Raw genomic sequence first — 21,311 nt, 5'->3', positions numbered from 1 at the left:
CTGCGGCGGCGGCATGATGTATCTGACCATACGGTGTGGTATGGTTCGGCGGCCATCTGGTAAACAACAAGTGCGATCGCATCCTGTTGGACACAAGGCCGGCGCCATCCGCGGACCGGTCGCAATTAAGGAGGAGATGCCATGAACATCCAGGGACTGTCCGCAATCGTCACCGGTGGCGCCTCGGGCATGGGGGCGGCGACGGCACGCCATCTGGCCGGGCTCGGCGCCAAGGTGACCGTACTGGATGTCAACGAGGACGCGGTGCTGAAGACCGCGCATGAGATCGGCGGGCTGGGTCTGGTCTGCGACGTCACCGACGGCGCTTCGGCCGAGCGGGCGCTCGATCAGGCGCGCTCGACCCATGGGCCGGCCCGCATCGCAGTGAACTGCGCCGGCATCGCGCCCGCCCAGCGCATCGTCGGCCGCGATGGCCCGATGCCGCTGGAGAATTTCCGGTCGGTGATCGAGGTCAACCTGATCGGCAGCTTCAACATCCTGCGGCTGGCTGCGGCCGACATGGCCAAGCTGGACCCGTTGGACAGCGGCGAGCGCGGCGTGATCGTCAACACCGCCTCGGTCGCCGCCTATGAGGGGCAGATCGGGCAGGCCGCCTATGCCGCGTCGAAGGGCGGCATCGTCGCCCTGACCATCTGCGCCGCCCGCGATCTCGCCCGCCACGGCATCCGCGTGATGACGGTGGCCCCCGGCCTGATCGGCACGCCGATGCTGCTGAACATGCCGCAGGAGGTCCAGGACAGCCTCGCCGCCACTGTCCCCTTCCCCAAGCGCTTCGGCAAGCCGGAGGAGTATGCCCGCCTCGTGCAGCATATCCTGGAGAACGAGATGCTGAACGGCGACGTCATCCGTCTGGACGGCGCCATCCGCATGGCGCCCCAGTAAGGCCATCGCATCGGTCAGGAGCGGCTTAACCCCATCAGGCTCGGGCCGCTCCTGCAACCATCGATGACGTGCCTTCAGACTTCAGCCATGGCGGCTTCGTCGGCGCGTTCCGCCTCGCCCAGCAGGTCGATCAGCTGGGTGGTGCAGTGCTGAAGCCGCTGGTCGGCAGTGGCGGTCGCCATGTCGCGGCCGGTCATCTCCTGCCATTCCTGCAGCATCAGCGCCAGATGTTTCCGGACGTGATCGTCCCGATCCAGTCGCCGCGTCGCCATGTCGCCTCCCCTTTTTTCCGATCCGTCAGAACCGAAGCCCGAATCCCATGGCCGCGCCCGGTGGCGCGTCCTACCCTTTGTGTGGCCTCTAAGTGGGTAGTCATCCAGCCAATCAACAGTCGCAGCCCAAGATGGTCACAGCCGGCATGCGTTGCCCTTCCGGGCTTGCCCTGATGGCAACGCGGGCATGGCCTGTTGGAAAGCCGGGCCTGCACCGACCATTTCAGCGCCATTGGGTCCGTCCCGCAACTCCATCGACTGGACCGGGACCGGCAATTGCCCGTAAGAAAACAGATCGAAGACTACAGGAAAGGCAACCGCTTCATGACCGATGCAACGGTGCGTGCCAAACTGCTGGGCCTGCCCGGCAGCCTGCGCAGCAACTCCAACTCGCTGGCCATCCTGCGCGGACTGCAGGACGCCCTGCCGGCCGGCGCCAGCATGGACATCCGCGACCTGCGCCTGCCACTCTACGATCAGGACATCGACACGCCCGACGCCCCGGCGGAGGTGCACGCCTTCCGTCAGGCCATTGCCGACGCCGACGGCGTCGTCATCGTCACGCCGGAATACAATTACGGCATGCCGGGCGTGCTGAAGAACGCGTTGGACTGGGCCTCGCGCCCCTACGGCAAGTCGGCGCTGATCGGCAAGCCGGTGCTGGTGATTTCCAACTCTCCCGCCTTCACCGGTGGCGTGCGGGCGCACCAGCAGGTGAACGACACGCTGCTGGCGCTTCCGGCCAAGCTGCTGGGCGGCCCCCAGGTGGTGATCGGTGGCGTCGGTGAGAAGATCAAGGACGGCAAGCTGGCCGACGAAGCGGTGCTGAAATTCACGCTCGGCGCCATTGACAGGATGATCGCGACAGGATGATCGCCGCGAAATAGTGCCCAAAGGAAAAGGGCCAGCCCCTTGCGGAGCCGGCCCTTTTCCTTGTTCAGGTCCTGCGAACGCTATCAGTCGCGCAGGTTGCCGCAGGCGCGCTGGATGCGCTTGCACGCCTCTTCCAGCGCTTCCGTCGAAGTCGCGTAGGAGATGCGGAAGTGCGGGGCGAGGCCGAAGGCCGAACCCTGGACGACGGCCACACCTTCGGACTCCAGCAGGTAGGTGACGAAATCCTCATCGGTCTCGATCACCTTGCCGTCCGGAGTCGTCTTGCCGATGGTGCCGGCGCAGGACGGATAGACATAGAAGGCGCCTTCCGGCTTCGGGCAATGCAGGCCCTTGGCCTGGTTCAGCATCGACACCACCAGATCGCGGCGCTGGCGGAAGGCCTCGCCACGCTCCTTGATGAAGTCCTGCGGACCGTTCAGCGCCTCGACGGCGGCGGCCTGGGCGATGGAGGTCGGGTTGGAGGTCGACTGGCTCTGGATGACGCCGATCGCCTTGATCAGCTCCTTCGGGCCGCCGGCATAGCCGATGCGCCAGCCGGTCATCGCGTAGGACTTCGACACGCCGTTGACGGTCAGGGTGCGGTCGTACAGCGACGGCTCGACCTGGGCCGGGGTGACGAACTCCAGGTCGTCATACAGCAGGTGCTCGTACATGTCGTCGGTCATCACCCAGACATGCGGATGCTTGACCAGCACGTCGGTCAGCGCCTTCATCTCGGCGCGGGTGTAGGCCGCCCCCGACGGGTTCGACGGCGAGTTCAGGATCAGCCACTTGGTCTTCGGCGTGATCGCCTTTTCCAGATCGGCGGGCTGCAGCTTGAAGCCCTGCTCGGCCGGGCAGGAAACGGCGACCGGCGTGCCTTCCGCCAGTTCGACCATGTCCGGATAGCTGACCCAGTAGGGCGCCGGGATGATGACCTCGTCGCCCTGGTTCAGCGTCGCCATCAGGGCGTTGTACAGCACCTGCTTGCCGCCGACGCCGACGGTGATCTGCTCGGGCGTGTAGTTCAGGCCGTTCTCGCGCTCGAACTTGGCGCAGATCGCCTTCTTCAGAGCGGGCGTGCCGTCCACCGCGGTGTATTTGGTGTCACCGGACTCGATCGCCTTGATGGCGGCCGCCTTGATGTTGTCGGGGGTATCGAAATCCGGCTCGCCGGCACCCAGGCCGATGACGTCGCGACCGGCCGCTTTCAGTTCACGGGCTTTGTTGGTCACGGCGATGGTCGGCGACGGCTTGATGCGGGACAGGCGGGACGCGATGATCGACATGGCGATGGGCCCCCTCAGGGCTATGGAGACGGTGTGGCGGAGACGTCGGTGAGACGCCTGCCCCTCCGGGTGGAAGGCGCGAGGCCGGACCTTACTTCCGCTCTACCCCGGTTGCAAGGCCGGTTGGCCGGTGAAAGCCGCATGGTTCGGCGGTTTTTCCGCCCTGTGGCGGTGCCGTACCGGATCGCGTCCGCGCGTATTCCCACCCCTCCACGGGTCGAACCCGCAGCAGCGGCAAATTCCACCCTCTATCCTTCGCAGCATTATTTCTTACAGCACAAATGAACGCCATGACGGCACTGCACCGTCATGCCCGCTTCACTTGACAGCTTCGGCGTTGCGGTGTGTAAGGTCTGGCGTTGGGGACAAAATTCAACGAAGGGATGAGAACCGTGTTTTCCCGTATCGTGCTTGCGGCGTCGGCCGCGCTGATGCTGACCGGCGGCGTTGCTCTGGCCCAGGACGTGATCCAGACCCGCAAGGCCGGGTTCGAGGACTACAAGAAGGCGATGGGCGAGATCAAGGACGCAGTGGGCAAGGGCGACCTCGCCGCCATCGGTCCGGTCACCGATCGCATCGACGCCTTCGCCGCCAGGATCCCCAGCCTGTTCCCGCCCGGCTCCGACAAGGGCAAGACGGCGGCCAAGGAAGTGATCTGGGCCAACTTCCCGGATTTCACCGCCAAGGCGCAGGGCCTCCAGGCCTCCGCCCAGGCGCTGAAGGTCGCCGCCGCTTCCGGCGACAAGGCTGCCACGTCCAAGGCGTTCGGTGCGATGGCCGACAGTTGCAAGGCCTGCCACCAGCGCTACCGTTCCGAATAAGCGGCGCTCCCGACGGAAAAGCCCTTCCCCACCGGCTTGGGGAAGGGCTTTTTCTTTGGCCGGGGTTTCTTCGGGATATGCCGTACTTGAAGACGGGCCTTACTTGAAGACGGGTTGCGGCGTGGCCGGGGTGCTGGCCGGCATCAGCGGGTAGTCGACACGCGGCTGCTGGCCGGTCAAGGCGGTCAGGAAGGCGGTGATCTTGTCGATCTCCTGGTCGGACAGGGTGGCGCCGAGCTGGCTCGACCCCATCACCGCGACCGCCTGACGCAGGTCCCACACCTTGCCGGAATGAAAATAGGGGGCGGTCAGCGCGACGTTGCGCAGGGTGGGCGCTCGGAAGACATACTCGTCGTCGGCGGTCTTGGTGACGGCGAAGCGGCCCTTGTCGCCCGGCGGCAGGATCTCCGCCCCCGGCTTGGTCACGACGCCGAAGGGGAAGTAATCGTGGCCACCGACATTGACGCCGTTGTGGCAGCCGGAACAGCCCTTGTCGATGAACAGCTCAAGCCCGGCCTTCTGCGTGTCGGTCAGCGCGTCGGCCTTGCCCTCCAGATACTGGTCGAACGGAGCGGCGGGGGTGGTCAGCGTCGCTTCGAACGCCTCGATGGCCATGGCGACATTGTCGAAGCTGACCGGATTCTTCTCGTTCGGGAAGGCGTCGGCGAATTTGGCCTGATAGGCGGGAATGCTGTTCAGCACCGCCATCACGCGGTCGGGCGTGCTGTTCATCTCCACACCGGCCTGGATCGGCCCCTTGGCCTGGGCCTTCAGGTCTTCGGCGCGGCCGTCCCAGAACTGGGCGACGTTCAGCACGGCGTTCAGCACCGTCGGCGCGTTGCGCGGCCCCTTCTGCCAGCCATGGCCGACCGAGGTTTCCAGCCCGTCGACGCCGCCGAGCCCCAGATTGTGGCAGCTGTTGCAGGAGAAGATGCCGCTGGCCGACAGGCGCGGATCGAAGAACAGCATCTTGCCCAGCTCGATCTTCTCGCGGGTGACCGCGTTGTTGCGAACCACGGGCAGGGTGGCGGGCAGCGGCTTGAACAGCTCGCGCGCGCGGCCCATCAGGGCGTCGCCGCCCGCAGCCGGCGGATCTGCGGCCGCCGCGGTGCCGGCGGTGGCGGCAAGGATGCCCAAGGCGGCGGTGACGGCGACCAGAAGGCCTTTCAATCCGGCAGTCGGCCGGTGTCCGGTATGTGCGTGCATGACTGGCGGTCCCCCGGCCGGCCGACATCCCACCGCAACCTGAAGCTTCATCCAGGCAAAGGTCGATCGATCCGGGAAATCGGGCCGGCATCATTGGTTTCGTGGCGTTTTGTGCGGATCAATCTGGAGTCATTCTAGACTGGAAGGCGTCGAGCCCCAGACGGCGCATTGTCGCACACAACCAACGGCATATATCGCAACGTACAGCCCGGCAGGAGCCGTCGACAGGGTCAGCCAGCTGCGCGCAGCACCAGGAAGACCAGTCCGGCGGACGCCGCCAGGATCGCCAGCGCCAGCGCCGCCGGGGCACGGCGTGGCTCCGTCGCCGCCAGCCGAGCCGGCAGGGGTTTCCGACCGGTGAGCATGGGGCGGATCAGGTTGTCCTTCCTGACCAGCAGATAGAAGAACACGGCGGCCACATGCAGCCCGATCAGCACGAAGATGCCGTTGGCGAGCAGCCGGTGCAGCGAACTGAACAGCGCCACCGTGGCGCCGGACACCAGCGGCACCAGCGGACCGTCGACCAGAATATCGTCGCTGGTGAACAGGCCGCTGCCCGCCTGAACCAGCAGCACCACCAGAAGCGCCACCACCATCAGCGCGCCCAGCGGGTTGTGGCCCAGGGTGAAGGCGGCTTCCCCACCCGCGCGGGAGCGCTTCAGATAGTCGCGGATCGCACCCGGTCCCTTCACGAATTCGGCGAAGCGGGCGGTCTGGCTGCCCACCACACCCCAGACCAGCCGAAACAGCACGAGGATCAGAACTGTTTCACCTGCCAACATATGAACGGCAAGCACACCAAGCTCGGCCGACAGAATCGCAACTGCCACCGCGGCGACAAGCGCCCAATGAAACAGGCGGGTCGGCAGGTCCCAGACCCGCAGCTCCCGCCGATGTTTCTCCCGAGTCGCGGTATGACCACTTGCCATCGCTCGATCCTCGCAGTGTTCGGCCATGTTTCCGGCCCCCGTCATCTGCGGCAAATGGACGGATTCTTTATCCTGATCCTGAAAACGCCGCGGTCCCGTGGTGGCAAAGGTCGGTGGACGTGTCAACAGGCTTGAAGCGCCGCCCGGACGACGGATATGAGAATGCGACGCATCAGCCGGCCTGCCGGCGCAAAGACAGCCATAACTCCCCAATCACCCCGGTTATAAGGACCCCGCCATGCCCGACAAACAGCTCCTCCACCTCGTGTTCGGCGGCGAACTCGTGCGTCCGGACTCGGACCAGTTCGTCGATCCGTCGAAGCTGCACATCGTCGGCATCTTCCCGAGCTATGAGGACGCCTACAAGGCATGGCGCGGCGCCACCGGCCAGACCATCGACGACGCCCACACCCGCTACTACATCGTCCATCTGCACCGCTTCCTCGACCCGGCGGCGGGCGATCACAAGCACTGAGTTGGGATCCGGCGGCGCGCCCAACGGAGGAACCCAACTGCGGGAACCGCCGGCGGCGCGCCGGCGTTGACCGGTCGATGACCGTATACTTCACCAGCGACACCCATTTCGGCCATGGCGGCGCCCGCGGCCGTTTCCGCCGCCCCTTCGAATCCACCGCCGAGATGGACGCGGCGATGGAGGCGAACTGGAACGCCACCATCGGCCCCGGCGACGAGGTCTGGCACCTCGGCGACTTCGCCCTGCACATGAAGCCCGACGCCATGGCTGCCCTGCTCGGCCGGCTGAACGGCACCAAGCATCTGATCGCCGGCAACAACGACGGCCCGGAAACGCTGGCGCTGCCCGGCTGGGCCAGCGTCGGGCATTACGCCGAACTGACGCTGGACGGCATCGATCTGGTGATGTGCCATTACGCCTTCCGCACCTGGAACGGCATGCACCGCAAGGCGCTGAACCTGCACGGCCACAGCCATGGCCAGTTGAAGCCGCAGCCCCGGCAGATCGACGTCGGCGTCGATGTCTGGAATTTCCGCCCGGTCACCCTGGCCGAACTAACGGTTCCCCGCCCGCGGCGCAAGGCGGTTCCGGTTTCAGGCAGCCCCTAACGCCGCCGTCTGCCGCAGACGCTCCATCAGCAGACAGCAGGCGGCGTCGGCCGGCACCGGGCGGCCGGTCAGCCAGCCCTGGACCTGGGTGCAGTTGTGGTGGCGCAGGAAGTTGGCCTGCTCGGTCTTCTCGACCCCTTCGGCGACCACATGCAGGCCCAGCATGTCGGCCATGGCGATGATGGTCGAGACGATGCCGGCGTCCTCACGCTCGTTCGGCACGCCGTTGATGAAGGAGCGGTCGATCTTCAGCGTGGTGATCGGCAACCGCTTCAGGTAGCTCAGGCTGGAGTGGCCGGTGCCGAAATCGTCCACCGCGACCCGGATCCCCATCGCCTTCAACGCCGCCAGCACCGCCAGCGCATGATCGAGATCCTGCATCACCGCGCCTTCGGTGATTTCCAGTTCGATCAGGCCGGGAGGCAGGCCGTGGCGGTCGATGATGCGGCGGAAATCCTCGGCGCTGCGGTTGCGCAGATGCTTGGGCGAGATGTTGACGGCGACCGGCACCGGCTCCATCCCGGCATCGAGCCATTCGCGCATCTGGCGGCAGGCCTCGTCCAGCACCCAGTCGCCGAGCGGGACGATGAAGCCGGTCTCCTCGGCCACCGGGATGAACTCGCCGGGCGGGATCATGGTTCCCTGGCCCTGGTTCTGGCCTTGCCCCGGCTTCTCCCAGCGCAGCAGCGCCTCGAACCCTTCCAGCGAGTAGTCGATCAGCGACACCTTGGGCTGGTAATGCAGGCGGAACTGCTTCAGCGCCAGCGCCGCCCGCAGATCGCCGTCCAGCGCCAGCTGACGCCGCGCCTGCTCGGCCAGTTCCGGGCGGAAGAAGGCATGGCGGCGTCCCCCCATCCGCTTGGCGGCATAGAGCGCCGTCTCGGCCGCGCGCAGAAGCGCCTGCGGGTCGTCGCCGTCCTTGTGTCCCTCGTGTCCCTCGGCGGCGCCGACCCCGGCAAGATCGGTCGGGTAGACGGCGATGCCGACCGCCGGCCGGACGTAATGCTCGCAGCCCGGCAGGGTGACCGGCGCGTCGAAGGCGTCCAGAATGCGCCCGGCAATCGCCGCCGCCTCGTCGGCATCGCGGATTTCCTCGAGCAGCACGGCGAAATCGTCGGTGCCGATGCGGCCGACCAGATCGGCGGCGCGCACCGAGGCGACGATCCGTTGCGCAACCTCCTGCAACAGCGCGTCGCCGGCCTGATGGCCCAGCGTGTCGGTGATCAGCTTGAAGCGCGACAGGTCCAGGCACAGCACGGCGAAGGGGCGCCGGTAACGGCGACTGCGCTCCACCGCCGCTTCCAGCAGCGATTCGATCATCGCGCGGTTGGGCAGGCCGGTCAGCCGGTCGCGGGTGGCCAGCCGCATCAGTTCGCGTTCGTGACGCACCCGCTCGGTCACGTCGGCCAGCGCGCAGACGAAGCCGCGCCGCCCCTGCACCACCAGCGGCGAGACGCTGAGCGACGCCTCGATCCGCCCGCCGCTTCCGGCACGTTCGATCCCCAGCGCCTCCTCCCGCACCGGCTCGGGCACGCCGGTGTCGGCAGCCATTCCGGCCAGCAGCGCATCGATCCGCGCCCGGTCGGAGGCGGCGAACAGCCTGGACAGCGGCCGGCCGCGCAGTTCCCCGGCAGGCACGCCGAACAGGGCGACGGCGGCGGGGTTGTGTTCCTCGATGCGGCCGCGGCCATCGACCAGCAGGATCGCCTCGCCGACATTGTTCATGATGCCGGCCAGCCGCTCGTCCCGCTCGATCAGGGCGATGGCGGCGCGGCGGAAGAACTCCATGGCGCGGGCCATCGCACCGAATTCGTCGCGGCGCTCGCGGCCGGGAATGTCGATGTCGGTCCGCCCCTCCGTCAGCAGGCGCATGCGGTCCGACAGCGCTTCCAGCGGCCCGACCACATGCTGCGACAGGAACAGCGATCCCGGCCAGCTCAGCACCAGCAACGCCGCCAGGAACAGCAGGAAGCCCGACGCCTCGATCAGGAAATCGCGGTCGAGGTCGCCGATGTCGCCGGCGGCGGCGATGGTCCAGCCCCAGGCTTCGAAGCGCCCCTCCGCCGTCACCGCGCGGTCGATGGCCGGCCAGTTCGGCGGGACGACGCCGTCCGTGAAAAATTTGACATGAAAGGGTTTGGCCGACAGGGCCAGCAGGGCCGTCCGCGCCCGGTCGCGCGCCTCGTCGCCGGAGATCGCACCGGATGCCGCCGACCGTTCCAGATCCTGCAGAAGCAGCCCGGCGGACTCCACCAGGGCGGCAGCAAGCTGGCCCCGCTCGGCGATCATGCCCTGCCGCAGCAGGTAGAGCGCGGGGATCGCCGCCATCAGGCAGCCGATCAGGCCGATCCAGGTCAGCCAGCGGATCTTGCGGCGCAGCGTCATCGGGCTTGGCGTCGCTCTCTGGTCCGTTCGATAAACGGACGGTTAGTCATGTGAAAGGAAAGGTGACGACTTCGTTTCAGTCGTGCAACGCAATTTTTCTTCGCACGCGCAAGATACGTCTGTCCAACCTATACGAAGGTTGCATGCTGCGACGCTTTGTCTCTGCTCCGCCTTCCGGTCCCCCCTGCCACTCCACCGCCGGACAGCGAGCGGCGGGGGAGAACGGCCGGCACCGCTTCACCTCACCCCTGGCCGGGATAAAGGCGCTGGAAGCCTTCGGTAACGCGGGCAATCACCGCAGGATCGCGATCCCGCCAATAACGCGGGTCACGCATCAGGGTGCGCAATTCCACCTCGCCCTCGCCGCCGCCCGCGCGGTTGCCGGCCATCGAGAGCGCCGCCGGCTCGCTGCCGGTCATCATCGCATAGAGCGCCATGACACCTTCGTAGGTGGTCGCCAACCCTTCCACCGCGGCCGGCGGCAGGGTCTTGCCGGCCCAGGCCAGGAGCTGCCGCGACACCTCGCGCCAGCGCTCCTCTCCGCCGAACCGGGAGACCAGCCTCTCGACCTCGCGCTCCGCCTGGAATTCGGCGGCCATGGTCTGGATCAGCGGCACCATCCGTTCGGCGGCGAGATCATAGAGAAGCTGAGCCTGATCCGCGGTGTAGCCGGCTTCGTGCAGGCGGCCGTTGATTTCCGGGTCGGGCTGGAACAGGCCATGGTCGCAGGCGATGCAGTAACCGTCCGGCGTCTCGGGCGCTCCCAGCAGTTGGCGGCGCTGTGCCGGGTCGAGCGCGGTCAAATCGAAGCTGGCCAAATCGAAGCTGGCCGGATCGAAGGGAGCAGTCTGCGGAAGCAACTCGGACGCGGTGTCCGGCGGTGCCTGCCGGGACTGGCCCTGCGACGACAGGCGGCGCTCCAGCTCCAGATAGGATTTCAGCAGGGCTTCGACCCGCAGGGCGCCGGTCTTGGGATCGCGGAATTTCTCCGGAACCGGCAGCGGCGGCACCGTGTCGGCGGGAGCGGCGGATTCGGTCAGCAGAGTGTCGGCCATCATCAACTCCTGCAAGGAAGGGGAAAAAGGGGCGGCAGAACCGCCGGTCAGCCGGCCCGTCCCCGCGCGACCAGCGCGAGGATGGTGGCGACCAGCTGGCGCTGTCCTTCGAGGTGACGCAGCGCCGCTTCCGGCGCGTCGGGACCCAGCGCGCGGTCGAGCGTCATTGCCCGCAGCACCGCCAGCACCCGCCCTCCGTCGCATCCGGCGAAGCAGCGGGCGAAGCTGGGCGCCGGGTCGGCGTCCGCTGCCGCAGCGGTTTGCGGACCGGCAGGAAGCGTCGCCTCCAGCCAGTCCCAGCCGGCCTGCTCGATCATCGGGCTGTCAGCCATCGGGCGATCAGCCATTGGAGCCACCGGCACCCGCTCCGGCGCCCAGCCCGGCACCGGCAACCTGCGCCCGCATCAGCTTGGCCGGCACGCCGAAGGCCTCGCCCAGCCAATGGGCGGTCGCCGCCGCGTCCACCGTGGCCTCCGCCTCCGGCCCCAGCGCCTTGACGCTGTCCAGCCAGCGCAGGGTCGCCTGCACGTCGCGCTGGGCCTGGGCCTGGGCGAGCGGGGAGCGGTGCTGCAACTCCACCAGACGGCCGTCCACCGTGATGTCGGGGATCTCGCCGCGCCGGCGCAGGATCGACACCGCCCGCAGCACCAGCGGCGTCATCAGCTCCGCCTGCAAGCGGCCATAGGTGGCGCCCAGCAGCCGCGCCATCTCGACCGAGCGTTCCAGCACCTCGGTCGCGGTCATCCGCGCCGACTCCACCGGCCCCAGCCGGTCGACCAGCAGCGCATGGCGGATGCGGCCGCGCAGATCGTCCAGCACCAGCTGCGACACGTCGAACCGGCCGGGATTGGCCAGCGGCGTCAGGCCGGCGGACCCGACCGCCTTGGGGATGATGGTGCCGGGCACCAGCCGGATGGTGGTGGGGTTCAGCACCCCGTCGTCGTCGGCCTGCCAGATGCCGGTGACGGCGATGGAGGCATTCTTCAGCACCAGCTCCACCACCTTGTTGGCGGTCTTGATGTCGGGCAGCGCCTTCATTACCGGTGACCGGCCATAGGTTTCGCCGGGTGCCTTGAGCCAGCGGAAATTGACGAAGGGCGACTGGGCGAAGCGCCCCTGCGCCAGCCAGGACGGCTCGGCCAGCCCGCTGTCCAGCACCACGCCCCAGCGATAGGCTGTACCGTCGGGCAGCACCGCCTCGACCAGGGGGAAACGGCTGTCGGGATCCCCGGCCGCCTGCTTCCGCACCTCATCCGGCAGGTCGGCACCGGGGAAGCGCTGGAGAATCTGGGCCAGCGTCGCCTCGCTGCGGCGGAAGGTGGCGTCGAGCCGTCCGTCCGGCCCCTCCTCCAAAACCGCCTCGGCCAGCGGCACGGCGGTGAAGCGCAGGCTGGACGGGGCGCCGGGGGCGGCCTCCTCCATCAGGAGGCTGGCGGTGCCGACGGCAACGAGGTCGAGGAAGGATTGATGAATCTCCACCGCGAAGTTGGAGCGGTCGAAATGCGCCTGGACGATGCCTGCGGCACGGTCGAGCAGCGGAGCGACACGGTCGCGCTCCGCTCCGGTCAGGGTGGGACCGGGCTGGAAGCCGAACCAGCGCGACCAGGGCGGCGTCAGTTCCGACAGCAGGCTGGCGGCCAGCTGCTCCACCGCATCGGGGGCGGTGCCGTCGAACAGCCGGTCGACCCGGCGTTCGCCCGGCGTGCCGCCGCCGCGGAAGGGTCGCCCGTTGGGCAGCGCATGGTCGTAGCATTCCTGCCAATGGCTTTCCCATACGCCGCGCCGGTCGCGGGCGACGCGGTAGCGGTCCAGCAGGGCTTCCGGTTCCGACAGGTCACCCTTCCGCCGGGCGGGCGGTTTCACGGCTGCGGATGCGGGCATGCGCGGTCTCCTCCAGTCAGATGGCGGTGCAGTTGCCAGGGGGTCAGCACCCGGCGGGCGCGCAGGCCGATCAGGCGCTTGACCGCCTCGACGCAGGTGAAGGGCCCCCAGGGAGCGGTGCCGGCCGGGCGGCGCAGCGGGGCGGCGTCGACCGTCAGCCCCTGGGCGCGGTACCAGCCCGGCAGGTCGAAGTCGGCGGGCAGGTCCAGCACCGCGATATCGGTGAAGCCGGCCAGCGGATCGACCGCCACCCAGCGCCGACCGTCGGTCAGCAGGACCAGACAGTGGCGGAAGCCCGGCTTCAGCAACCGCAGCCACCACAGAGGTGAATCGCCGCGATAGACGATCCAGGCCGCGGTCCAGGGGGTGGCGCTCATCGCGCAATGCCTTTTTTGCGCAGCGCCGGGGCGATCACGGTGAACGCCTCCTGCCACAGCGAATGGGCCCGCTGTTCGCGGAAGCGGTCCGGTTCCGGCGCGCTCTGGCGGCGGCCGTAATGGACCAGCACATGCAGGTGGTCGCGCATCAGCTTGCGCGCCCGGTACAGGCGGTCGACCACATGAAGAAGGTCTTGCGGCTCGCAGGGCCGCGCGACCTGCCCACAGCCCGCGACGATCCTCGCACCGGCCGTCTTGGCATCATGCGCCTGCACCGCCCAGAACCACGCCTCCTCCGCGTCGGCAAAGGGTTCGCCCTCGACGCTGTAGGGCTCCGGTTTCAATGGAACGGTCCGGGAAACGCTGGTTGCGGGCAAAGCGGGGGCGGCCGGACGCAGCATGCTGGTCTCCTTGCGGCTTCGGATTTTTTGAAAAGGGAGGCGCCGGACCTGCGTCGCGGCCGCGTCTTCTGTTTGCGTTATGTTCCGCCCACTGCCCGCGGTCAATGGTTTTATGAAAAAGTTCCTAGGGACGCTGTCGCCGCTTTATGAGATTATCGTCCCATGCTGAAACATACGGACATCTGGCGGGCCATCGACCGCCTCGCGGCACAGCACGGGCTCTCCGCCTCCGGGCTGGCGCGGCGCGCCGGACTGGACCCGACCACCTTCAACAAGAGCAAGCGCACGACCAACGACGGCAAGCTGCGCTGGCCGTCGACGGAAAGCATCTCCAAGGTGCTGGACGCCACCGGCGCTTCCTTGTCGGAATTCGTGTCGCTGGTCGGCGACGGCGCCGGCACCACCCCGCTGCAACGGGTTCCGGTGATCGGCTATGCCCAGGCCGGGTCGGCCGGCTATTTCGACGATGCCGGCTTCCCCGCCGGCAGCGGCTGGGACGAGCTGCTGTTTCCCAGCCTTGGCGACCCGCATGCCTATGCGCTGGAGATCTCCGGCGACAGCATGGAGCCGGTCTATCGCGATGGCGACACCATCATCGTCTCGCCTGCCGCGCAGATCCGCCGCAACGACCGCGTCGTCGTCCGCACCAAGGGCGGTGAGGTGATGGCCAAGCAGCTGATCCGCGAGACGGCGACCAAGATCGAACTGCTGTCGATCAACCGCGCCCACCCCGACCGCAGCATCCCGCTGTCGGACGTCGCCTGGATGGCGCGGATCATCTGGGCAAGCCAGTGACCGTGGGGGCAAACGCCTCCACGGTCACCGTCCAGTCCTAGGAAATTTTCCCTTTACTGTACATCCCGACAGGCGGTACCGTCCATTCCATGGACCGTGCCGCCAGCTTGGACAGCCTTCACCGCACCCATGACGCCAAGCCGCCGAAGCAGGAGCTTCGCTCCGCTCTGCTTGGCGGCCCCAACCGCGCCAACGCGATCAAACGCGCTGCAACGCTCCGCCTGCACAGCACACTCGCAGCGGAAGCACGGCTTGCCGCCGCCCGGCGTCGCGGCGCACTGACCGCCGCAAGCTGCCGGACCGACGCGTGGCTGGCCCGGCTGGCCGCCACGCTGGCCCATCACCGCCGGGCGGCGGTGGCGCTGCTCGATCAGCGGAACGCATATTCCCAATAGAGCGCCCGCGCCCGCTGGAACAGCGGTCCCACCGCAAGGCTGCGGTCCTCCACCTTGATCACCGGCACGCATTTGGCGTGGTTGCCGGTGGAGAAGACCTCGTCAGCCTCCAGAACGTCCTGCGGCGTCAGGGTGCATTCCTCCACCGTCACGCCGTCGTTGCGCAGCAGGCCGATGACACGCTGGCGGGTGATGCCGTTCAGGAAGCAGCCGTTCGGCACCGGCGTCCTCACGACGCCATTCTTAGCGATGAAGATGTTGGAGGTGGCGAACTCCGCCACATTGCCGATGGCGTCCAGCATGATGGCGTTCTGGAAGCCGCGCTTGCGCGCTTCTGTCAGCGCCAGACCGGCATTGGGGTAGAGACAGGCGGCCTTGGCCTCGGTCGGGGCCATGGTCGGGATCGGCCGGCGGCGGGTGGATATGCAGGCGGCGAAACCGGTCGGCTGCGGCAGCGGGTCCTCGTAGATCGACAGGACGAAGCGCGTGCTCTCCGGCGCCGGGGCGACGAAGCCGTCGTCGGCGTAGAACATCGGACGGATGTACAGTTCGGCTTCCTTGGAGAAACGGCGGATGCCGTCCCAGCACAGCTCTTCGATCTCGCCGGCGGTGACCATCGGCTCCAGCCCCATCACCTGGGCGGACCGGATGGCGCGGGCGCAGTGCAGGTCCAGGTCGGGGGCCACGCCCTGGAAGGCGCGCGCGCCGTCGAAGACCGTCGAAGAGAGCCACAGCGTGTGGGACAGCGGTCCGACGATCGGCGGATTGCCTTCCACCCACTCGCCCTGGATCCAGCTCCACGCCTGGCCTGCCATGCCGCCCATGATTTTGGTCCTTCCCTAGAATGTGTACGTACGCTGGGCGCCGCCGGCCGGCACCGCCCATTCGTGGTTCGTCGTCGTTGGTGATCTCCCGAAGAGCATACCCCCTCGCCGCCATCGGTCAACCGGTGCGCACGCAATCGTCCCGTGCGATGGAGCGGATTGCGGCTTCGGCCGTTGATAGGGGAGAGCGAGCAACCGCAATCCACCGACGGAGGGAAGTTACCTCATGCCGATCACCGATCCCGGCCTCAGCGCCGCCCCGCCCAACGTCTCCTCCGGCCCATTCCCCGGCCCGCACGAGGACATTCCCGGCGTCGATCTGCCGGGCACCGACAACCCCGACCTGCCCAATCCCGGCGGCCCCGGCACCACCGACAGCCCGGCTCCCGGCAACGACCTTCCGCCATCGCGCCCGACCGACCCGGATTTCGTCTAAGCACCGGAAACGAAAAAGGCGCCCCCGAGGGGGCGCCTTTTCCATGTCGCAAACGCTTATCCGCGATCAGCGGCGCGCAACCATCAGCTTCTTGATCTCGGCGATGGCCTTGGCGGGGTTCAGACCCTTCGGGCACGCCTTGGTGCAGTTCATGATGGTATGGCAGCGGTAGAGACGGAACGGATCCTCGAGGTTGTCGAGGCGCTCGCCCGTCATCTCGTCGCGGCTGTCGGCGATCCAGCGATAGGCCTGGAGCAGGATCGACGGGCCGAGATACCGGTCGCCGTTCCACCAGTAGCTGGGGCAGGAGGTCGAGCAGCAGAAGCACAGGATGCACTCGTAGAGGCCGTCCAGCTTGGCGCGGTCCTCCGGCGACTGCAGCCGCTCGCGGCTCGGGGCCGGGGACTGCGACTGCAGCCACGGCTTGATCGAGGCGAGCTGGGCGTAGATGTGCTTCAGGTCGGGGACCAGATCCTTCACCACCGGCATGTGCGGCAGCGGGTAGATCTTGACGTCGCCCGGGACCTCGTCGATCGCCTTCAGGCAGGCCAGCGTGTTCGTGCCGTCGATGTTCATCGCGCACGACCCGCAGATGCCCTCGCGGCAGGAGCGCCGGAAGGTCAGCGTGCTGTCGACCTGATTCTTGATGTAGATGATCGCGTCGAGGATCATCGGCCCGAACTTGTCGAGGTCGACCACATAGGAGTCGACGCGCGGGTTCTGGCCGTCGTCCGGGTTCCAGCGGTAGATCTTGAAGGTCTTGGCCCGCTTGGCGCCGCTCGCGACGTTGACGGTCTTGCCGACGCCGACCTTGGAGTTGGCTGGCAGGTTGAATTCAACCATGGCTGATTTCCTTTATCCGGCGGGCCTTAGTACACACGGGCCTTGGGCGGGAAGACCTCGACCTCATCGGTCAGCGTGTACATGTGGACCGGGCGGTAATCGATCTTCGTCTCGCCATTGTCCGCGACCCAGATGACGGTATGCTTCATCCAGCCTTCGTCGTCGCGGTTCGGATAGTCCTCACGGGCATGGGCGCCGCGGCTTTCCGGACGGTTCTGGGCGGAATGCAGAGTGGCGACCGCCTGACCCAGCAGGTTGTCCAGCTCCAGCGCCTCGACCAGATCGGAGTTCCAGACCAGCGAACGGTCGGAGATGGCGATCTCGCCCTTCTTGGCATAGACCGCGTCGATCTTCTTGACGCCCTCGTCCAGGACCTCGCCGGTGCGGAAGACGGCGCAGTTGTTCTGCATCGTCCGCTGCATGTCCAGCCGCAGGTCGGCCGACTTGATCGAGCCCTTGGCGTTGCGGATGCGGTCGAACCGCTCCAGCGCCTTGTCGCAAGCATCCGGCTTGACCGACGGAGCCTTGCCCGGCTGGACGATCTCGGCGGCGCGGATGGCGGCCGCACGGCCGAACACCACCAGATCGAGCAGCGAGTTGGAGCCCAGGCGGTTGGCGCCGTGCACCGACACGCAGGCGGCCTCGCCGATGGCCATCAGACCCGGCACCACCTGATCCGGGTTCGAAGCGGTCGGCGACAGCACCTCGCAGTGAACGTTGGTCGGGATGCCGCCCATGTTGTAGTGGACGGTCGGCAGAACCGGGATCGGCTCCTTCGTGACGTCCACGCCGGCGAAGATCTTGGCCGTCTCGGCGATGCCGGGCAGGCGCTGGTGGATGATCTCCGGCGGGAGATGCTCCAGGTGCAGGTGGATGTGGTCCTTGTGCTCACCCACGCCGCGGCCTTCGCGGATCTCGATGGTCATCGAGCGGGACACGACGTCGCGCGACGCCAGATCCTTGGCCGACGGGGCATAGCGCTCCATGAAGCGCTCGCCGTTGGAGTTGGTCAGGTATCCGCCCTCGCCGCGCACGCCCTCGGTGATGAGGCAGCCGGAGCCGTAGATGCCGGTCGGGTGGAACTGCACGAACTCCATGTCCTGCAGCGGCAGGCCGGCGCGCAGCACCATGCCACCGCCGTCGCCGGTGCAGGTGTGGGCCGAGGTCGCCGAGAAGTAGGCGCGGCCGTAGCCGCCGGTCGCCAGCACCACCAGCTGGCCGCGGAAGCGGTGCAGCGTGCCGTCGTCCAGGTTCCAGGCCAGCACACCCTTGCAGACGCCGTCCTCCATGATGAGGTCGAGCGCGAAGTATTCGACGAAGAACTCCGCCTCATGCTTCAGCGACTGCTGGTAGAGGGTGTGCAGGATGGCGTGGCCGGTGCGGTCGGCGGCGGCGCAGGTGCGATAGGCCTGGGTCTTGCCGTACTGCGCGGTCATGCCGCCGAAGGCGCGCTGGTAGATCTTGCCTTCCGGCGTGCGCGAGAAGGGCACGCCGTAGTGCTCCAGCTCGATGATCGCCGGGATGGCCTCGCGGCACATGTACTCGATGGCGTCCTGGTCGCCCAGCCAGTCCGACCCCTTCACGGTGTCGTACATGTGGTAGCGCCAGTCGTCCTCGCCCATGTTGCCGAGGGCGGCCGAGATGCCGCCCTGCGCCGCCACGGTGTGGGAGCGGGTCGGGAACACCTTGGTGATGCAGGCGGTCTTCAGGCCCTTTTCGGCCATGCCGAAGGTGGCGCGCAGACCGGCGCCGCCGGCGCCGACGACGACGACGTCATAGGTGTGGTCGATGATGTTGTAGGCGGTCGCCATGGTCGTCAGGCTCCGATGAAGATCTTCACGACGGCCAGCACGCAGGCGGCCGCCAGGGCGAAGGACAGGAACTTGACGCCGATGATCAGCGCCATCTTCTGCCATTCGGCATGCACGTAGTCCTCGATGACCACCTGAAGCCCGGACTGGGCGTGGTGGAAGGTGACCACGGCGGTGAGGATCATCATCACGGCCGAGAAGGGCGACTTCATCCAGGCAATGAAGGCGGCGTGATCGGCACCCAGATGACGGATGACGCCGAAGACGAACCAGACGGTCAGCGGGACCAGGGCAATCGCGGTCAGACGCTGCGACCACCAGTGTTCGGTGCCATGCTTGGCGGAACCCAGACCGCGTGCGACCTGCAACGGCGAGCGGAGGGTCTTGCTATTGGACGCCATGTCTTATCTCCTCACCACACGGCCAGACCGACGATCCAGGTCAGCACGGTCAGCACTGCCGTCGCGCCGAGGACGACCTTGTTGTTGCGGTCGGCATCGGTCAGCTCGAACGACTTGCCGGCGTCCCAGACCAGATGGCGGATGCCGTTGCACAGGTGGTAGTACAGCGCCGCCGACCAGCCGAACATCAGCAGCAGGCCGAAGAAGGAACCGATGAAGCCCTGCGCGCGCGCAAACGCTTCCGGACCGGCAGCGGCGGCGACCAGCCACCAGACCAGCAGAAGCGTGCCCACAGCCAGCCCCACGCCCGTGATGCGGTGCGTGATGGACATGATTGCGGTCAACGGGAGTTTGTAGACTTGAAGGTGCGGGGAGAGCGGCCGACCGCTGCCGTTTGCCATTGCGTCGTCCTCTGTTCGCGGCCGGACGCGGCGCAACATGACGATTGCCGCGGCGGCTGGGTGGTGCGTGCCCTTTTGAGACGGCTGTCCCGTCCTATTGGTTGGCGCAATGAATTACGCTCACGCAGCATCCGAGTCAACGGCGGGGGGTGGCCGAAAGTGCTGGTGTGACGATTTTGGCGCAGCGCGGGAAGTGGCTGAAAAGAAACGGGCTTCGGGTCCTGTGGTAATACCAGCCAATGAGGACAGTCCGGGACCGCCGCGCTTGCGCTGGCGCTACTTGTCGAAGCGGCGCACGTTCTCGACCATCATCGAGTACATCTGTGTAATCAATTCCGCGGGACGAAGACGACCGAACGGAATGTTGTCCTTCGCCCATTCGACAAGCCCCGGCGGCGGCTTCACCGGCGCCACCTCGTACCCCGCCTTCTTCAGGGCGGCGGTCACCGCCTTCGCCTGCTTGGCGTAATCCTCGTTGAAGAACGACTTGTCGGCGTCCTTGATCGCCTTGGCGATGATGTCCTCGATGGGGGCGGGCATGCCGATGCTGGAACCGGGTTTGTTGGGCGAAGATACCGATACCCTGTCATAGCGCGGAGCCATCCGCAATTCCGGGGGGAGGCGGACGGCATCGGCTAAGCCTCCGAACATACAGGGAACATAGGCACGCGGCGGCCGGGCTTCAACATGCCCGGCCCAGAACCACCTCGCCATCGGAGGTTGTCGCCCGCTACCTCTTACGACACCAGCGCCGCGTCCTTCTCCGCGATGACGTTGGCAATGGCGGCGCGTTCGGCGGCCGTCAGGCGCAGGCTGGCGCTCTTCAGCTGACCGCAGGCGGCCATGATGTCCTCGCCGCGCGGGGTGCGGACCGGGCTGGCATAGCCGGCATTGTTGACGATGTCGCCGAAGACCTGGATCGCCTTTGCGGTCGACCGCTCGTAGGGGGCGCCCGGCCATTCGTTGAAGGGGATCAGGTTGATCTTGGCCGGAACGCCTTCCAGCAGCTTGACCAGCGCCCGCGCATCGGCCGGCGTGTCGTTGATTCCCTTCAGCATCACATATTCGAAGGTGATGCGGCGGGCGTTCGACAGGCCCGGATAGTTCCTGCAGGCGTCCATCAGCTCGCGCAGCGGGTATTTGCGGTTGATGGGCATGATGATGTCGCGCAGTTCGTCGGTCACCGCATGCAGGCTGACCGCGAGGTTCACGTTCAGCTCCTGGCCGCAGCGCTCCATCATCGGCACGACGCCGGAGGTCGACAGCGTGATGCGCCGCTTGGAGATCGAGATGCCGTCGCCGTCCATCACGATCTTCAACGCCTTGGCGACGTTGTCGTAATTGAACAGCGGTTCGCCCATGCCCATCATGACGATGTTGGACAGCATGCGCCCGTCGGGCGGCGCCGGCCATTCGCCCAGCATGTCGCGCGCCAGCATCACCTGGGCCACGATCTCCGCCGCGTCCAGGTTGCGCACCAGACGCTGCGTGCCGGTGTGGCAGAAGCGGCAGGTCAGCGTGCAGCCGACCTGGGAGGAGACGCAGAGCGTACCGCGGTCCTCTTCGGGGATGTGGACGCTCTCCACCTCCTGCCCGTCGGGCATGCGCAGCAGCCACTTGCGGGTGCCGTCCGCCGACTTCAGATCCTTCACCACCGTCGGCCGCGCCACGATGTAGGCATCGGCCAGCTTTTCCCGCACCGGCTTGGCCAGGGTGGTCATCTCGGCGAAATCGGTGGAGCCGCGGTGGTAGAGCCAGTGCCAGAGCTGGCGTGCCCGGAACTTTTCCAGGCCGATCGACAGCATCTCGGCTTCCAGCTCTTCGCGGGACAGGCCGACAAGGTTCTTGCGTCCGTCGGCATCGGTCGCCGGCAGAACGAAGGCGGAAGCATGATTGGAGGCGCTCATGGCCCCATTACATAGGGCCATGA

General features: G+C 67.2%; 25 protein-coding genes. 8 read left to right on the top strand and 17 right to left on the bottom strand.

Features of this window, described 5'->3' with window-relative positions:
• Positions 1 to 141: 141 nt before the first annotated feature.
• Positions 142 to 903, top strand: coding sequence for an SDR family NAD(P)-dependent oxidoreductase (locus tag ABNQ40_RS17655; RefSeq protein WP_109051873.1), 762 nt, complete (start codon positions 142 to 144; stop codon positions 901 to 903).
• Positions 904 to 977: 74 nt separating this feature from the next.
• Here the strand turns inward: ABNQ40_RS17655 and ABNQ40_RS17650 are convergent, their stop codons facing one another.
• Positions 978 to 1,175 (bottom strand): hypothetical protein, encoded by a 198-nt coding sequence (locus ABNQ40_RS17650; protein WP_098738850.1) that lies wholly within the window; start codon positions 1,173 to 1,175, stop codon positions 978 to 980.
• 324 nt (positions 1,176 to 1,499) lie between these two features.
• Between ABNQ40_RS17650 and ABNQ40_RS17645 the strand changes: the two genes are divergently transcribed.
• Complete coding sequence (locus tag ABNQ40_RS17645; RefSeq protein WP_109051872.1) at positions 1,500 to 2,048, top strand: NADPH-dependent FMN reductase; 549 nt, start codon at positions 1,500 to 1,502, stop codon at positions 2,046 to 2,048.
• Positions 2,049 to 2,131: 83 nt separating this feature from the next.
• Here ABNQ40_RS17645 and ABNQ40_RS17640 read toward each other — a convergent pair whose 3' ends face one another.
• Complete coding sequence (locus ABNQ40_RS17640) at positions 2,132 to 3,337, bottom strand: aspartate transaminase (protein WP_109051871.1); 1,206 nt, start codon at positions 3,335 to 3,337, stop codon at positions 2,132 to 2,134.
• 383 nt (positions 3,338 to 3,720) lie between these two features.
• On the opposite strand from ABNQ40_RS17640, the gene ABNQ40_RS17635 reads away from it, so the two are divergent.
• A complete protein-coding gene (locus ABNQ40_RS17635; RefSeq protein WP_109051870.1) occupies positions 3,721 to 4,158 on the top strand; it encodes a cytochrome c in 438 nt (145 codons plus the stop codon).
• A gap of 99 nt (positions 4,159 to 4,257) precedes the next feature.
• Here ABNQ40_RS17635 and ABNQ40_RS17630 read toward each other — a convergent pair whose 3' ends face one another.
• Complete coding sequence (locus ABNQ40_RS17630; protein WP_109051869.1) at positions 4,258 to 5,364, bottom strand: cytochrome-c peroxidase; 1,107 nt, start codon at positions 5,362 to 5,364, stop codon at positions 4,258 to 4,260.
• A 230-nt stretch (positions 5,365 to 5,594) separates the two neighbouring features.
• Complete coding sequence (locus ABNQ40_RS17625; RefSeq protein WP_109051868.1) at positions 5,595 to 6,293, bottom strand: cytochrome b/b6 domain-containing protein; 699 nt, start codon at positions 6,291 to 6,293, stop codon at positions 5,595 to 5,597.
• A 238-nt stretch (positions 6,294 to 6,531) separates the two neighbouring features.
• Between ABNQ40_RS17625 and ABNQ40_RS17620 the strand changes: the two genes are divergently transcribed.
• Both ABNQ40_RS17620 and ABNQ40_RS17615 read left to right on the top strand, forming a co-directional pair.
• On the top strand, positions 6,532 to 6,768 hold the full coding sequence (locus ABNQ40_RS17620; protein ID WP_098738845.1) for a DUF4170 domain-containing protein: 237 nt from the start codon (positions 6,532 to 6,534) through the stop codon (positions 6,766 to 6,768).
• A gap of 77 nt (positions 6,769 to 6,845) precedes the next feature.
• Positions 6,846 to 7,376, top strand: a complete 531-nt coding sequence (locus tag ABNQ40_RS17615; protein WP_109051867.1) for a metallophosphoesterase family protein — start codon at positions 6,846 to 6,848, stop codon at positions 7,374 to 7,376.
• Here ABNQ40_RS17615 and ABNQ40_RS17610 read toward each other — a convergent pair.
• From ABNQ40_RS17610 to ABNQ40_RS17585, 6 genes are all read right to left on the bottom strand, one after another.
• On the bottom strand, positions 7,362 to 9,761 hold the full coding sequence (locus ABNQ40_RS17610) for an EAL domain-containing protein (protein WP_391348405.1): 2,400 nt from the start codon (positions 9,759 to 9,761) through the stop codon (positions 7,362 to 7,364). The two genes, ABNQ40_RS17615 and ABNQ40_RS17610, sit on opposite strands and share 15 nt — an antisense overlap.
• Before the next feature lie 242 nt (positions 9,762 to 10,003).
• Positions 10,004 to 10,819, bottom strand: coding sequence for a hypothetical protein (locus tag ABNQ40_RS17605; protein ID WP_391348402.1), 816 nt, complete (start codon positions 10,817 to 10,819; stop codon positions 10,004 to 10,006).
• 44 nt (positions 10,820 to 10,863) lie between these two features.
• Positions 10,864 to 11,163 (bottom strand): hypothetical protein, encoded by a 300-nt coding sequence (locus ABNQ40_RS17600; RefSeq protein ID WP_391348399.1) that lies wholly within the window; start codon positions 11,161 to 11,163, stop codon positions 10,864 to 10,866.
• Positions 11,156 to 12,697, bottom strand: a complete 1,542-nt coding sequence (locus ABNQ40_RS17595) for a portal protein (protein WP_391348396.1) — start codon at positions 12,695 to 12,697, stop codon at positions 11,156 to 11,158. Before ABNQ40_RS17595 ends, ABNQ40_RS17600 begins: the two co-directional genes overlap by 8 nt.
• A complete protein-coding gene (locus ABNQ40_RS17590; RefSeq protein WP_391348394.1) occupies positions 12,676 to 13,074 on the bottom strand; it encodes a hypothetical protein in 399 nt (132 codons plus the stop codon). Before ABNQ40_RS17590 ends, ABNQ40_RS17595 begins: the two co-directional genes overlap by 22 nt.
• On the bottom strand, positions 13,071 to 13,475 hold the full coding sequence (locus tag ABNQ40_RS17585; protein WP_391348391.1) for a hypothetical protein: 405 nt from the start codon (positions 13,473 to 13,475) through the stop codon (positions 13,071 to 13,073). Before ABNQ40_RS17585 ends, ABNQ40_RS17590 begins: the two co-directional genes overlap by 4 nt.
• A gap of 162 nt (positions 13,476 to 13,637) precedes the next feature.
• On the opposite strand from ABNQ40_RS17585, the gene ABNQ40_RS17580 reads away from it, so the two are divergent.
• Both ABNQ40_RS17580 and ABNQ40_RS17575 read left to right on the top strand, forming a co-directional pair.
• Positions 13,638 to 14,270: a helix-turn-helix transcriptional regulator gene (locus ABNQ40_RS17580; protein WP_042701266.1), complete on the top strand. Its 633-nt coding sequence runs from the start codon at positions 13,638 to 13,640 to the stop codon at positions 14,268 to 14,270.
• An 89-nt stretch (positions 14,271 to 14,359) separates the two neighbouring features.
• On the top strand, positions 14,360 to 14,665 hold the full coding sequence (locus tag ABNQ40_RS17575; protein WP_109051850.1) for a hypothetical protein: 306 nt from the start codon (positions 14,360 to 14,362) through the stop codon (positions 14,663 to 14,665).
• Here ABNQ40_RS17575 and ABNQ40_RS17570 read toward each other — a convergent pair.
• Entirely contained in the window at positions 14,641 to 15,489 is an 849-nt protein-coding gene (locus ABNQ40_RS17570; protein ID WP_109051849.1) for a branched-chain amino acid aminotransferase, read from the bottom strand. The two genes, ABNQ40_RS17575 and ABNQ40_RS17570, sit on opposite strands and share 25 nt — an antisense overlap.
• 226 nt (positions 15,490 to 15,715) lie before the next feature.
• Between ABNQ40_RS17570 and ABNQ40_RS17565 the strand changes: the two genes are divergently transcribed.
• Positions 15,716 to 15,925, top strand: a complete 210-nt coding sequence (locus tag ABNQ40_RS17565; protein WP_109051848.1) for a hypothetical protein — start codon at positions 15,716 to 15,718, stop codon at positions 15,923 to 15,925.
• Between the two features lie 66 nt (positions 15,926 to 15,991).
• Here the strand turns inward: ABNQ40_RS17565 and ABNQ40_RS17560 are convergent, their stop codons facing one another.
• The 6 genes from ABNQ40_RS17560 to rlmN form a co-directional block, all read right to left on the bottom strand.
• A complete protein-coding gene (locus tag ABNQ40_RS17560; RefSeq protein WP_109051847.1) occupies positions 15,992 to 16,768 on the bottom strand; it encodes a succinate dehydrogenase iron-sulfur subunit in 777 nt (258 codons plus the stop codon).
• A 26-nt stretch (positions 16,769 to 16,794) separates the two neighbouring features.
• Positions 16,795 to 18,579 carry a succinate dehydrogenase flavoprotein subunit gene (gene sdhA, locus ABNQ40_RS17555; RefSeq protein ID WP_109051846.1) on the bottom strand — a complete coding sequence of 595 codons (1,785 nt, stop codon included), beginning with the start codon at positions 18,577 to 18,579 and terminating at the stop codon, positions 16,795 to 16,797.
• A 5-nt stretch (positions 18,580 to 18,584) separates the two neighbouring features.
• Positions 18,585 to 18,980, bottom strand: a complete 396-nt coding sequence (gene sdhD / locus ABNQ40_RS17550) for a succinate dehydrogenase, hydrophobic membrane anchor protein (protein ID WP_098738834.1) — start codon at positions 18,978 to 18,980, stop codon at positions 18,585 to 18,587.
• A gap of 11 nt (positions 18,981 to 18,991) precedes the next feature.
• Positions 18,992 to 19,381: a succinate dehydrogenase, cytochrome b556 subunit gene (sdhC, locus tag ABNQ40_RS17545; protein WP_109051845.1), complete on the bottom strand. Its 390-nt coding sequence runs from the start codon at positions 19,379 to 19,381 to the stop codon at positions 18,992 to 18,994.
• A gap of 276 nt (positions 19,382 to 19,657) precedes the next feature.
• Entirely contained in the window at positions 19,658 to 19,984 is a 327-nt protein-coding gene (locus ABNQ40_RS17540; RefSeq protein WP_247880054.1) for a hypothetical protein, read from the bottom strand.
• Positions 19,985 to 20,118: 134 nt separating this feature from the next.
• Entirely contained in the window at positions 20,119 to 21,288 is a 1,170-nt protein-coding gene (gene rlmN, locus ABNQ40_RS17535; RefSeq protein WP_109051844.1) for a 23S rRNA (adenine(2503)-C(2))-methyltransferase RlmN, read from the bottom strand.
• Positions 21,289 to 21,311 lie beyond the last annotated feature (23 nt).

This window comes from Azospirillum sp. A23, assembly GCF_042938965.1.
Classification (GTDB): domain Bacteria; phylum Pseudomonadota; class Alphaproteobacteria; order Azospirillales; family Azospirillaceae; genus Azospirillum; species Azospirillum melinis.
Note: the sequence above shows the minus strand (reverse complement) of the source record. Positions and strands in the feature narration are given on the sequence as shown.

Coding starts and splice junctions, on each gene's coding strand:
- ABNQ40_RS17610 (WP_391348405.1), bottom strand. CDS start 9,761: ATGACGCTGCGCCGCAAGATCCGCTGGCTGACCTGGATCGGCCTGATC.
- ABNQ40_RS17565 (WP_109051848.1), top strand. CDS start 15,716: ATGCCGATCACCGATCCCGGCCTCAGCGCCGCCCCGCCCAACGTCTCC.
- ABNQ40_RS17595 (WP_391348396.1), bottom strand. CDS start 12,697: ATGCCCGCATCCGCAGCCGTGAAACCGCCCGCCCGGCGGAAGGGTGAC.
- ABNQ40_RS17640 (WP_109051871.1), bottom strand. CDS start 3,337: ATGTCGATCATCGCGTCCCGCCTGTCCCGCATCAAGCCGTCGCCGACC.
- ABNQ40_RS17585 (WP_391348391.1), bottom strand. CDS start 13,475: ATGCTGCGTCCGGCCGCCCCCGCTTTGCCCGCAACCAGCGTTTCCCGG.
- ABNQ40_RS17655 (WP_109051873.1), top strand. CDS start 142: ATGAACATCCAGGGACTGTCCGCAATCGTCACCGGTGGCGCCTCGGGC.
- ABNQ40_RS17540 (WP_247880054.1), bottom strand. CDS start 19,984: ATGGCTCCGCGCTATGACAGGGTATCGGTATCTTCGCCCAACAAACCC.
- ABNQ40_RS17590 (WP_391348394.1), bottom strand. CDS start 13,074: ATGAGCGCCACCCCCTGGACCGCGGCCTGGATCGTCTATCGCGGCGAT.
- ABNQ40_RS17625 (WP_109051868.1), bottom strand. CDS start 6,293: ATGGCAAGTGGTCATACCGCGACTCGGGAGAAACATCGGCGGGAGCTG.
- rlmN (WP_109051844.1), bottom strand. CDS start 21,288: ATGAGCGCCTCCAATCATGCTTCCGCCTTCGTTCTGCCGGCGACCGAT.
- ABNQ40_RS17645 (WP_109051872.1), top strand. CDS start 1,500: ATGACCGATGCAACGGTGCGTGCCAAACTGCTGGGCCTGCCCGGCAGC.
- ABNQ40_RS17560 (WP_109051847.1), bottom strand. CDS start 16,768: ATGGTTGAATTCAACCTGCCAGCCAACTCCAAGGTCGGCGTCGGCAAG.
- ABNQ40_RS17620 (WP_098738845.1), top strand. CDS start 6,532: ATGCCCGACAAACAGCTCCTCCACCTCGTGTTCGGCGGCGAACTCGTG.
- ABNQ40_RS17575 (WP_109051850.1), top strand. CDS start 14,360: ATGGACCGTGCCGCCAGCTTGGACAGCCTTCACCGCACCCATGACGCC.
- ABNQ40_RS17615 (WP_109051867.1), top strand. CDS start 6,846: ATGACCGTATACTTCACCAGCGACACCCATTTCGGCCATGGCGGCGCC.
- ABNQ40_RS17600 (WP_391348399.1), bottom strand. CDS start 11,163: ATGGCTGATCGCCCGATGGCTGACAGCCCGATGATCGAGCAGGCCGGC.
- ABNQ40_RS17650 (WP_098738850.1), bottom strand. CDS start 1,175: ATGGCGACGCGGCGACTGGATCGGGACGATCACGTCCGGAAACATCTG.
- ABNQ40_RS17605 (WP_391348402.1), bottom strand. CDS start 10,819: ATGATGGCCGACACTCTGCTGACCGAATCCGCCGCTCCCGCCGACACG.
- sdhC (WP_109051845.1), bottom strand. CDS start 19,381: ATGGCAAACGGCAGCGGTCGGCCGCTCTCCCCGCACCTTCAAGTCTAC.
- ABNQ40_RS17570 (WP_109051849.1), bottom strand. CDS start 15,489: ATGGGCGGCATGGCAGGCCAGGCGTGGAGCTGGATCCAGGGCGAGTGG.
- sdhA (WP_109051846.1), bottom strand. CDS start 18,579: ATGGCGACCGCCTACAACATCATCGACCACACCTATGACGTCGTCGTC.
- sdhD (WP_098738834.1), bottom strand. CDS start 18,980: ATGGCGTCCAATAGCAAGACCCTCCGCTCGCCGTTGCAGGTCGCACGC.
- ABNQ40_RS17630 (WP_109051869.1), bottom strand. CDS start 5,364: ATGCACGCACATACCGGACACCGGCCGACTGCCGGATTGAAAGGCCTT.
- ABNQ40_RS17635 (WP_109051870.1), top strand. CDS start 3,721: ATGAGAACCGTGTTTTCCCGTATCGTGCTTGCGGCGTCGGCCGCGCTG.
- ABNQ40_RS17580 (WP_042701266.1), top strand. CDS start 13,638: ATGCTGAAACATACGGACATCTGGCGGGCCATCGACCGCCTCGCGGCA.